This is a genomic window from Streptomyces pimonensis, from assembly GCF_041380215.1.
In the GTDB taxonomy this organism is placed as follows: domain Bacteria; phylum Actinomycetota; class Actinomycetes; order Streptomycetales; family Streptomycetaceae; genus Streptomyces; species Streptomyces pimonensis.
Genome location: NZ_JAHWZY010000041.1, coordinates 1 through 11,078, shown reverse-complemented (window position 1 = coordinate 11,078; position 11,078 = coordinate 1). Strand labels below are relative to the sequence as shown.

The following is an 11,078-nucleotide window of genomic DNA, read 5'->3' as shown; positions in this document are numbered from 1 at the left end:
GCCCAGGCCGCCGTACCACCCACCTCGAGGTGCGCTTCGAACGGACCGTGCCCGTCCACGAAGGTGCAGGCGATCCCGGGGGCCGGCCGCTGACAGCGCCGTTCCCGCGTGCGGGCCGGCGCGCCGCCACGCCGTCGGAAACCTGCCGCGGTGCGAGACGTGCCGGTGCACTCTCCCGATCCACGCGCTGACCGCGCGGGAAACGCCGACGGGGCACTCCGGGCACGTTGCCCGGGGCACCCCGTCGGTGGCGGGGTGTGTGGCGCCCGGTCCGCGCGTCGCTGCGGATGCACGCGGACCGGGGCCGTCGGGGGAGCCCCCGCGGGGGCTCAGTGGGAGGACGCGAGGGTGCGCGGCTCCAGGGCCGCGGTGTGCGCGTCCATCCGCTCGGCGGCGAGGATCGCCGCCGCCGTGTCGGCGCGGGAGGCGGCGACGACCAGGGCGCGGCCGGCGAGCGCGTGTGCCCGCCGGTGCAGGGCCGCCGCGTCCGGCTCGCGGCCCCTCGTGGCCGCCGACGCACGGGCCGGCGCACGCCCTCCCCGCAGGCGGGCCACCTCCCCGGCGAGCCGCTCGGCCGCGGTGTCCAGATCGGCCGAGGGCGCCGCCGTGCGCAGCTCGTCGGTGACGGCGAGCAGCGCGGCGAGATGACCCGCGAGCTGGATGTCCAGCTCTTCCTCGCGGGAACGGTGGGGGAAGTCGTGGGGGGTGCCGGCCATCGTGCTGTGGACCGACTTGGCACGGATCGGTTCGTACATGGATGGCCTCCTGTGGTGCAACAGGAAACCATCCTAGCTTGGATTCAGTCTAAAGTTGAGTCGTTCACAGGGAAGCCGTCCGCGCGAAGGCCTCAGGGCTGGCCGTAGCCGTCCAGGAAGCGGGCGATCCGCCCGACCGCGTCCCGCAGGTCGGTGACCGACGGCAGGGTCACCACCCGGAAGTGGTCCGGCTCCGGCCAGTTGAAGCCGGTGCCCTGGACGACCATGATCTTCTCGCGGCGCAGCAGGTCCAGCACCATCCGCCGGTCGTCCTTGATCTTGAAGACGTCGGGGTCGAGCCGCGGGAAGAGGTACAGCGCCCCCTTCGGCTTCACACAGCTCACGCCGGGGATCCGGGTCAGCAGTTCGTACGCGGTGTCCCGCTGCTCGTGCAGCCGCCCGCCGGGCAGCACCAGGTCGTTGATCGTCTGGCGTCCGCTGAGCGCCGCGACCACGCCGTGCTGCCCCGGCATGTTCGCGCACAGGCGCATGTTCGCCAGGATCGTCAGGCCCTCGATGTAGGAGTCGGCGTGGGCGCGCGGGCCCGAGATCGACACCCAGCCCACCCGGTAGCCGGCCACCCGGTACGCCTTCGACATGCCGTTGAAGGTGAGGGTGAGCAGATCGGGGGCGACGGAGGCGGTGGGCACGTGCTTCGCGTCGTCGTAGAGGATCTTGTCGTAGATCTCGTCCGAGCAGACCAGCAGGTTGTGGCGGCGGGCGATGTCCGTCAGGCCCTTGAGGACCGCCTCGTCGTAGACGGCGCCGGTCGGGTTGTTCGGGTTGATGATGACGATCGCCTTGGTGCGGTCGGTGACCTTGCGCTCCACGTCGGCGAGGTCCGGCATCCAGTCGGACTGCTCGTCGCAGCGGTAGTGCACCGCAGTGCCGCCGGAGAGCGAGACGGCCGCCGTCCACAGCGGGTAGTCGGGCGCGGGCACGAGCACCTCGTCGCCGTCGTCCAGCAGTCCCTGCATCGCCATCACGATCAGCTCGGACACGCCGTTGCCGATGAAGACGTGCTCGACGTCGGTCTCGATGCCGAGGGTCTGGTTGTGCATGACGACCGCCCGGCGCGCGGCCAGCAGGCCCTTCGCGTCGCCGTAGCCGTGCGCCGTCGACACGTTGCGGAGGATGTCCTCCAGGATCTCGGGCGGGCACTCGAAGCCGAACGCCGCCGGGTTGCCGGTGTTCAGTTTGAGGATGCGGTGACCGGCAGCTTCCAGCCGCATCGCCTCCTCGAGCACCGGGCCCCGGATCTCGTAACAGACGTTGGCGAGCTTGGTCGACTGGATCACCTGCATGCTGGGAGCTTACGGGCCGGTGCGGTCCCTCGGGCCGTGTTCTCCGCCACGTGAGACGCGTCGATCCGGGTGGTTGTGTCCGCCGGGGGGCGCGCCTTCGTCGCCTTCGCGCCGGCCCTCCCCTCCGCGCCCCCGTTCCCTCCGCGGGTCCGGGCGGTCCCGGGGGCCGCCTCGCCTCGCCGCGCCCCGCCACCGGCCGGAAACGGAGCCTTGCTCCCTCGTCGCCCCTGTGATGAGAATGCGCATGACAATTCCGTGGGTGGCCGGAGGTCCTCCGGCCACCCGACGCCGCAAGAGGGGACCCCATGAGAAAACCTCTCGTCGTCGCGCTCTGTGCCCTGGCCCTCACCGGGGCGGGCGCGACTCCCGCGGTCGCCGCCGCGCCTTCCCCCACGGGCGCGGACACGGCCAGGCTGACGGACGTCGTCGACGGCGTGGCCGGGACCGCGGCGGACACCCTGCCCGGACCCACCGCGCCGAAGGAGGGCGCGGTGGGCTTCGCCGGCGCCGTCTCGCTCAGCAACTGCTCCGGATCCGTCGTCCGCATGCCCGGCTCGGCGGACGACGACCCGGCGCTCGTCCTCACCAACGGCCACTGCCTGGAGAGCGGCTTCCCCGCACCCGGCCAGGTCCTCGTCGACCGGGCGTCCAGCCGCACCTTCGGACTGCTGAACTCCGCCGGCTCCAGGGTCGCCACCCTGCGTGCCGACCGGCTCCTCTACGCGACCATGACCGACACGGACGCGGCGATCTACCGGCTGAGCACGACGTACGCGCGGATCAAGAGCGCGTACGGCATCGACGCCCTGCCCCTGAGCGCCACCCGCCCGGCGGCCGGCACGTCCATCAGCGTGGTGTCCGGCTACTGGAAGCGGATCTACAACTGCTCCATCGACGGGTTCGCGTACCGCATGAAGGAGGGGGACTGGACCTGGAAGGACTCGGTCCGTTACACCTCCGCCTGCAACACCATCGGCGGCACCTCCGGTTCACCGGTCGTCGACGGAGCCACCGGCCAGGTGGTCGCCGTCAACAACACCGGCAACACGGACGGCGGGCGCTGCACGGTCAACAACCCGTGCGAGGTCGACGAGAACGGGCGGGTCACGGTCCGCCAGGGCATCAACTACGCCCAGCAGACCCACCTGTTCCCCGCCTGCTTCGGCGTGGACAACAAGCTCGACCTGAGCGCGAGCGGCTGCGTCCTGCCCAAGCCGTGAAGGGCCCGGCAGGGGGGGCGGGCGGTCAGCGGGGAGTCCTGCGGACCGCCCGCCCCGCGAGCACGTCCGTGCGCCGCCCGTCCTCGATCACGAACCGCCCGTCGACCAGCACGTACGGGATGCCCGTCGGGAGCGTCCGCGGTTCGGCGAAGGTCGACCCCGCGGCCACCGTCGCCGGGTCGAACAGCACCAGGTCCGCCCTGTACCCCTCACGGACCAGTCCCCGGTCCGGCAGTCGCAGCCGCGCCGCAGGACGCGCGGTCAGGTGCGCGACGCACTCCTCGAGCGACAGCACCCCCAACTCCCGCACGTAGTGCCCGAGGTAGTGCGGGAACGTCCCGTACGCACGCGGATGCGGCTTCGCGCCCTGCAGGATGCCGTCCGAGCCGCCGGTGTGCACCCGGTGCCGCATGATCGCCCGGACGTTCCCCTCGTGGCCGACGTGCTGGAGGATCGTCGGGGCGAGCCTGTCCTTCAGCAGCAGCTCCCGGGCGACCGCCCAGGGTGCCTCGCCGCGCGCCCGTGCCGACTCCAGGACCGTACGGCCCACGTACTCGCCCAGCGCGGGATCGCCGACCCCCGAGATCTCGACGGTCTCCCACTCCACGGGCACCCCGTGGCAGCCGTCCGAGCCGGTGACCTCCAGGTGGTGCCGGATCCGTTCGGCGGTCCCCCCGTCCGCGAGCCGCCGCAGGACCTCCTGCGGACCGCCCTCGCTCGCCCAGCTCGGCAGCAGCGCCACGAGGGTGGTGCAGCCGGGGGTGTAGGGATAGGTGTCGAGGCTGATGTCCGCACCCGCGTCCAGGGCGTCGTCCAGGAGCGACAGCAGTTCGGGCGCCCGGCCCTTGTTCACGCCGAAGTTCATGGTGGCGTGCGCGAGGTGCAGCGGGCAGCCCGCCTCCCGCGTCAGCGCCACCATCTGCTCGTACGCCTCCAGCGCGCCGGCGCCGTACGAGCGGTGGTGCGGGCAGTAGTAGCCGCCGTACGACGCCACCACCCGGCACAGCTCGGTGAGTTCGGCGTCCGCGGCGTACATGCCGGGCGTGTACGTCAGCCCCGACGACATTCCGACCGCGCCCTGCTCCATACCCTCCGCGACCAACCGCCGCATCCGGTCCAGCTCTTCGGGCGTGGCCTCCCGGTCCTCCCAGCCGACGGCGAGCGCGCGGACCGTGCCCTGCGGGATCAGGTACGCGGCGTTGACCGCGACGCCCGCATCGAGCCGGTCCAGGTACCCGCCCACCGACCGCCAGTCGAAGTCGATGTCGTCGCCCGGGCCGTTCCAGCCGGCGATCGCCCGGCGCACCTCGCCCAGCGTCCGGTCGTCGACCGGCGCGTACGACAGCCCGTCCTGGCCGAGGACCTCGAGGGTGACGCCCTGCGCGGCCTTGGCGCCGTGGTCGGGGTCGCGCAGCAGCGCCAGATCGCTGTGGGCGTGCATGTCGATGAAGCCGGGGGCCAGCACCAGGCCCTCGGCGTCCAGCTCACGGCGGGCCTTCGGACGCTGACAGCCCGAGTCCGCCGCCTCCTTGACGACGGAGACGACGCGACCGCCGTCCACCACGACGTCCGCGCGGTACGAGGGGTCGCCGGAGCCGTCGACGACGTCCGCGTCCCGGATGACGAGCTCTTCCACGGTCCGGCCTCCTAGAAGAAGGTGCGGATGTAGTCGACCACCGTGCCGTCCGCCTCCGCCACGGGGATGAGCACCCACTTGTCGAACGACGTGCACGGGTGGGAGAGCCCGAGGCCCACCCAGTCCCCCACCTCCAGATCGGCCTCCCCGGTGGTGCGCAGCCAGGCGTGCTGGTCGGACAGGCCGGTCACCGAGATCCCGGTGGCCGGACGTTCGGCCCCGTCCCGGCGCACCACCTGGGCGGACGGCAGGTCGAGGTCGTGGGCCGCGTCCCGCTTGCCCGCGTTGGTGAACGCCTGCGCGGCGGACGGGCGGGAGACCACCTGCGTCCACAGCCGGAACGCCGGCTCCAGCGCGCCCTCCTCCGGGATCCGGTTGAAGGGGGTCAGTTCGCGGTAGCGGCCGTCGTCGTGCGAGACGTACGCGCCCGAGCGCAGCAGCTTCAGGACGGGTGCGGAGAGTCCGGGGACCTCGGCGAACACGTCCGCCACCGCGTCGAACCAGGCGCTGCCGCCCGCGCTCACCACGATCTCGTCGAGGCCCGCGAAGCGCCCCGCCCCGTCGAAGTCCACGGCGAGCGACACCAGCCGCCGCAGCCAGGCGCGCACCCGCTCCGGGTCCGCCCGAGGCACCTCGCCCTCGTACCCGGCCACCCCGACCAGCCGCAGCGACCGGGCTCCGGCCACGGCGTCGGCGACGGCGGCGCACTCGGCCTCCGTCCGCACGCCGGTGCGGGCGCCCTCCCCGGCGGCCAGCTCGACGACCACGTCCACGGGGCGGGAGGCCCCGCTCAGCGCCGCGTCCATCAGCTCGACCCCGCGTACGGAGTCGGCGTAACAGACGAACCGGAACCCGGGGTCGGCGTCCAGCTCGGCGGCGATCCACCGCAGGGCCGCCGCGTCGACCAGCTCGTTGGCGAGGAAGACCCGCTGGATCCCGAACGCCCGCGCCACCCGCACCTGGTGCGGAACGGCCAGCGTGACGCCCCACGCCCCGTGCTCGATCTGACGCCGGAAGAGCTGCGGGGCCATGGAGGTCTTGCCGTGCGGCGCGAAGGCGAGCCCGTGCCGGGCGGCGTACGTCTCCATCAGCTTCAGGTTGTGCTCCAGACGCTCCGCGCGGAGCGTGAGGACGGGCGTGGTGAAGCCGTCGGCGAAGAGGTTCCGGCGCTGTGCGGCCAGCTCGCCGACGGTCAGCCCCTCGGCGTCCGGAGGGAGGCCCTTGAAGCGGTGGTCGACCCGTTCCTCGGTGAGGCGGGCGAGAGCGTCGAGGACCATGGAGCCTCCCTGATCAGTTGCGTTGCATTACTTGCAACACTCGTTGCGTATATCGCTTAACGCTGTCTAACATCTCGGCCACGCGCGGTCAACGGACACCGCACCCCCGCACCCGACGAGGAGCCCCGCCATCGTGACCGCCACGGGACCCCGCAACGCCCCCGACGTCGTGGACGTCGTCGCGCTCGGCGAGTCCATGGTGACGTTCCTGCCCTCCCGGCCGGGCCGCCTCGCCGACGTCCCCTCCTTCGACCGGGGCATCGGCGGTGCGGAGTCCAACGTGGCGTGCGTGCTCGCGGCGGCGGGCCACACCACCCGGTGGATCAGCCGGGTCGGCGCCGACGGCTTCGGCGACCACCTCGTCGAGGCGATCGGCGGATACGGCGTCGACGTGTCGCACGTCCGCCGCGACCCGGCCCGTCCCACCGGCGTCTACTTCCGCACGGCCGGCGACCGCGCCACGGACGCCCACGAGGTCGCGTACTACCGGGCGGGCTCGGCGGCGTCCGCGATGACGTCCGCGGATCTCGACCTGGAGGCGGTGCGCGCGGGGCGCGTCCTGCACCTGTCCGGCATCACGCCGGCGCTCTCCGCGGGGTGCCTGGCCCTGATACGGGAACTGACCGCCCCCCACCCCGCCCGCCCCCTGATCTCCTTCGACGTCAACCACCGCCCGTCCCTGTGGCGCGGCCCCCACGGGCCGGAGGTCCTCCTGGACCTGGCGCGCGGGGCGGACATCGTCTTCGTGGGAGAGGACGAGGCGGAGCAGGCGTGGGGCGTCACGGGCGGCCCGTCCCGGATCAGGGAGGCACTGCCCGAGCCGGAGACCCTGGTCGTCAAGCAGGGGGCACGAGGGGCGGTCGTACTTCGCCACCCCGCGGACAGCCGTGCCTCTCCCGGAGCCCGAAGGGGCCTGGCAGGCGTCCCCGGGGCGACGGGGGTCCCCCCGCTCGAGCGGAGCCGGGAGCGGGGGAGGGCGGGCGGCGGGGGCGCCTCCCGTCCGGGCGAGGCCGGGAGCGGGGGAGGCGCCCCGCAGGCGCCGGACCGCGCGGTCCACCCCCGCCCGGCACCGGCACAGGACGCCTACGAACCCGCTCCGAACGTCGACGTGGTCGCCACCACCGGCGCCGGCGACGCCTTCGCCGCGGGCTTCCTCTCCGCGACCCTGCGCGACCTGTCGCTACGGGACCGGCTCAGGCACGGCCACCTCATGGCCGCCGCCGCCCTCACCGCCCCCGGCGACCTGGCGGCGCCCCCCGCCCGCGCCCACGCCGACCGCCTCGCCGCCCTCGACGACACCGCGTGGGGGAGACTGCGACTCGGCCCCGGCTGGACCCGAGCCGATGAAGAGGCCGACGAGGAGGCACGCACCCCATGAGCCAGACCGTAGACCGCGCCCTGAGCATCCTCCCGCTGCTCGCGGAGGGCCCCGCCGACCTCGGCCAGGTCGCCGACCGCCTGGACGTGCACAAGTCCACCGCCCTCCGCCTCCTGCGCACCCTCCACGAGCACGGCCTGGTCTACCGCCAGTCCGACCAGCGCTACCGCCTCGGCGCCCGCCTCTTCGCCCTCGCCCAGGAGGCGATGGAGAACCTCGACGTCCGCGAGATCGCCCACCCCCACCTCGTACGCCTCAACGAGAAGTGCGGACACACCGTCCACCTCGCCGTGTACGAGGAGAACGAGGTCCTCTACATCGACAAGGTGGAGAGCCGCTACCCGGTCCGCATGTACTCACGGATCGGCAAACCGGTCGCCGTCACCGTCGCGGCCGTCGCCAAACTGCTCCTCGCCGACCTGCCCGAGCACGAGCGCCACGCCCTCGCGGAGAAGCTCGACTACCCCATGTACACGTCCCGTTCGACGCCCCACGCCACCGCGTTCCTCCAGGAACTGGCCAAGGTGCGCGAACAGGGCTGGGCCACCGACCTCGGCGGCCACGAGGAGTCCATCAACTGCGTCGCCGCGCCGATCCGCGGCGCCGACGGCCGGGTGGTCGCCGCGATGTCGCTCTCCGCGCCGAACGTCGTCGTCACCGCCGACGAACTCCTCACCCTGCTCCCGCTGGTGCGCCGTACGGCGGACGCGATCAGCGGCGAGTACTCCGGCAGAACCCCAGCGAAGGACACCCCCGCATGACCGAGAAGACCGCGCTCACCCCCGCGACCCACACCACCCCGCCCGCCCAGTTCTCCCACGGCGTCCGCAAGGGCAACATCCTCCAGGTCGCCGGCCAGGTGGGCTTCCTCCCGCACGAGGAGGGCAAGGCCCCCACCCCCGCCGGCCCGACCCTGCGCGAGCAGACCCTCCAGACCCTCGCCAACGTCAAGGCGATCCTCGAAGAGGGCGGCGCGGGCTGGGACGACGTGATGATGATCCGCGTCTACCTCACCGACGTGGACCACTTCGCGGAGATGAACGAGATCTACGACGCCTACTTCGAGGAACAGGGCCTCACCCAGCCGCCCGCCGCCCGCACGACCGTCTACGTCGGTCTTCCCGCCGGCCTCCTCATCGAGATCGACGCGCTCGCCGTCCTCGGCTGACCCGCGCCTCCTCCGCACCCGCACACCGTACGTCGTCACGGCACGGCGCCCCCCGTCCCCCGGGCCGCCGTGCCGCGATCCCCCCTGCCCGAAAGCCCCATGCCCTTACCCAGAGGACCCCCGCATGTTCCACCCGTCCCTCCCGCTCGCCGCCTCCGCACCACCGCACACCGGAGGCCTGCTCCTCCTCCTCGACGGCACGGCGGGCCTGCTGACCGTCGCCGCCCTCGGTATCGCGCTCCTGCTCTTCCTGATCATCAAGGTCCGGCTCCAGCCGTTCGTCGCGCTGCTCGCCGTCTCCATAGCCGTCGGCCTGATGGCGGGCCTGTCGGTCACCGAACTCTTCGGCACGGTCCAGCGCTCGGACGCGGTGTCCACCATCGAGTCCGGCATGGGCGGCATCCTCGGCCACGTCACGATCATCATCGGTCTGGGCACGATGCTCGGCGCGATCCTGGAGGTCAGCGGTGGCGCGGAGGTGCTGGCGGGCCGGCTGCTCGGCCTGTTCGGCGAGAAGCGGGCGCCCCTCGCGATGGGCCTCACCGGTCTGATCTTCGGCATCCCGGTCTTCTTCGACGTCGGCATCTTCGTCCTCGCGCCGATCGTGTACGCCGCCGCCAAGTCCTCCGGCAAGTCGATCCTGCTCTACTGCCTCCCCCTCCTCGCCGGTCTCTCGGTCACCCACGCCTTCCTGCCCCCGCACCCCGGCCCGGTGGCCGCCGCCGGACTGCTCCACGTGGACCTGGGCCGGGTCATCCTGATGGGCGTCGTCTGCGGTCTGCCGGCCGTCGCCGCCGCCTGGGTCTACTCCGCCTGGATCGGCAAGCGGATCTTCGTCCCCGTACCGCAGGACATGGTCGAGGCCGCGCAGGAGGCCAAGGACGCCGTCGTCGCCGAGCAGCGCGCATCCGGGGCCGAGCCGCGGGAGACGCCGGTGCCGCTCGGCACGGTCCTCGGCATCATCGGTACGCCGCTGCTGCTGATCCTCGCCGCCACCTTCTCCTCGATCGCGCTGGACCCCTCCACCCTCCGCTCGGTCGTCGAGTTCTTCGGCCACCCCTTCGTGGCGCTCACCCTCGCCCTGTTCCTCGCGTACTACCTGCTGGGCATCCGGCGCGGCTGGTCCCGCAGGTCCCTGGAGACCGTCTCCACGTCCTCCCTCAAGCCGGTCGGCAACATCCTGCTGGTGGTCGGCGCGGGCGGCGTCTTCGGCGCCGTCCTCAAGGCCAGCGGGGTCGCCCAGGCGCTGTCCGACACCTTCAACGGCGTCGGCCTCCCGGTGATCGTCCTCTCCTACCTGATCTCCGTGGTGCTGCGGGTCGCGCAGGGCTCGGCGACGGTGGCGATCGTGACGACGGCGGGCATCGTGGCCCCGCTGCTGGCCGAGGGCGACCACTCCCAGGCGTTCACGGCGCTCGTCATCGTGGCCGTCTCGGCGGGCTCGATCTTCGCCTCGCACGTCAACGACGGCGGCTTCTGGGTGGTCGCCAAGTACTTCGGCATCAGCGAGCGGGACACGCTCAGGACGTGGACGGTGCTGGAGAGCGTGCTGTCCGTGGCCGGGTTCGCGGTCGCCGCCGCGCTCAGCCTCGTGGTGTGAGCCGTGACGCCCGTGTAGGCGTCCGATAACGAAGTCGGGGCTGGCTGTGTCCGGCACAGGTTTATCGACCATACTCCTGCGGTGTGGAGCAGCGCATAGGTTCGAGCAGCCAGCCCCTGGAAGGCGCCGGGTTCGACCCGGCATTCATCCCCGGGCTCACCGCGCCCGCGTCCGGCCGGGGGGAGGACGCGAAGGCGAAGCCGGAGGAACCGGAGGAGCCGGAGGGCACGGCCCCGGAGGGCACGGCCCCGGAGGAGTCCGCCGCCCCGGAGCCGGCAGCCGGGGCCGGGGGGGAGTCCGTCCCCGAGGGGGAGGAGGCGGCCCCCGACGGCCCCGTCTTCGAGGCGTCCGACCGCCGCGCCCGGGTCGTCGCCGACCACAGGGGCGTACGACTGCGCCTGGACGACCAGGAGTGCGAGTTCCGCTGGGACGAGATCGGCGCGGTGGAGACGGAGACCGCCCGCTTCGCCAAGCGCTGGACGGTCACCGTCCACACCCCCGACAGCCGCTGGTACTTCCTGGAGATCGAAGCCCCGTCCAGGAGCCGCTTCGCCGAGTGGGACACCGCTCTGGACGCGGTCCTGGACGCGTACTTCGACGAGGGCGCCGACGAGCCCGGGGACGACGACGCCCCCGGAACCCCCGACGCCCCCGAAGCCGCGCAGACCACGGATGCCCTGAAGGCCACGGACACCGAGAAGACCGCTGCCGACGGCGAGCAGCGCGCGTCCGGCGGCTAG

Annotated in this window: 10 protein-coding genes; 6 read left to right on the top strand and 4 right to left on the bottom strand. The window is 72.9% G+C overall.

What is annotated here, in order from left to right; translation table 11 throughout:
* Positions 1–329: 329 nt before the first annotated feature.
* Positions 330–755 carry an SCO4983 family protein gene (locus tag KYY02_RS28700; RefSeq protein ID WP_371242959.1) on the bottom strand — a complete coding sequence of 142 codons (426 nt, stop codon included), beginning with the start codon at positions 753–755 and terminating at the stop codon, positions 330–332.
* A 92-nt stretch (positions 756–847) separates the two neighbouring features.
* Positions 848–2,059: a pyridoxal phosphate-dependent aminotransferase gene (locus KYY02_RS28695; protein ID WP_371242957.1), complete on the bottom strand. Its 1,212-nt coding sequence runs from the start codon at positions 2,057–2,059 to the stop codon at positions 848–850.
* A gap of 305 nt (positions 2,060–2,364) precedes the next feature.
* Between KYY02_RS28695 and KYY02_RS28690 the strand changes: the two genes are divergently transcribed.
* A complete protein-coding gene (locus tag KYY02_RS28690) occupies positions 2,365–3,279 on the top strand; it encodes a S1 family peptidase (protein ID WP_371242955.1) in 915 nt (304 codons plus the stop codon).
* A gap of 25 nt (positions 3,280–3,304) precedes the next feature.
* Here the strand turns inward: KYY02_RS28690 and KYY02_RS28685 are convergent, their stop codons facing one another.
* Both KYY02_RS28685 and KYY02_RS28680 read right to left on the bottom strand, forming a co-directional pair.
* On the bottom strand, positions 3,305–4,915 hold the full coding sequence (locus KYY02_RS28685; RefSeq protein ID WP_371242953.1) for an N-acyl-D-amino-acid deacylase family protein: 1,611 nt from the start codon (positions 4,913–4,915) through the stop codon (positions 3,305–3,307).
* 11 nt (positions 4,916–4,926) lie between these two features.
* Positions 4,927–6,192, bottom strand: a complete 1,266-nt coding sequence (locus tag KYY02_RS28680) for an amino acid deaminase (protein WP_371242951.1) — start codon at positions 6,190–6,192, stop codon at positions 4,927–4,929.
* Between the two features lie 133 nt (positions 6,193–6,325).
* Here KYY02_RS28680 and KYY02_RS28675 point away from each other — a divergent pair, with 133 nt between their 5' ends.
* The 5 genes from KYY02_RS28675 (at position 6,326) to KYY02_RS28655 (ending at position 11,078) form a co-directional block, all read left to right on the top strand.
* Positions 6,326–7,570 carry a sugar kinase gene (locus tag KYY02_RS28675; RefSeq protein WP_371242948.1) on the top strand — a complete coding sequence of 415 codons (1,245 nt, stop codon included), beginning with the start codon at positions 6,326–6,328 and terminating at the stop codon, positions 7,568–7,570.
* Positions 7,567–8,331, top strand: a complete 765-nt coding sequence (locus tag KYY02_RS28670; protein WP_371242946.1) for an IclR family transcriptional regulator — start codon at positions 7,567–7,569, stop codon at positions 8,329–8,331. The genes KYY02_RS28675 and KYY02_RS28670 overlap by 4 nt, the downstream gene beginning before the upstream one ends.
* Positions 8,328–8,738: a RidA family protein gene (locus KYY02_RS28665; protein ID WP_371242944.1), complete on the top strand. Its 411-nt coding sequence runs from the start codon at positions 8,328–8,330 to the stop codon at positions 8,736–8,738. The genes KYY02_RS28670 and KYY02_RS28665 overlap by 4 nt, the downstream gene beginning before the upstream one ends.
* Positions 8,739–8,862: 124 nt before the next feature.
* Positions 8,863–10,338, top strand: a complete 1,476-nt coding sequence (locus KYY02_RS28660) for a GntP family permease (protein ID WP_371242941.1) — start codon at positions 8,863–8,865, stop codon at positions 10,336–10,338.
* Positions 10,339–10,421: 83 nt separating this feature from the next.
* A complete protein-coding gene (locus KYY02_RS28655; protein WP_371242937.1) occupies positions 10,422–11,078 on the top strand; it encodes a hypothetical protein in 657 nt (218 codons plus the stop codon).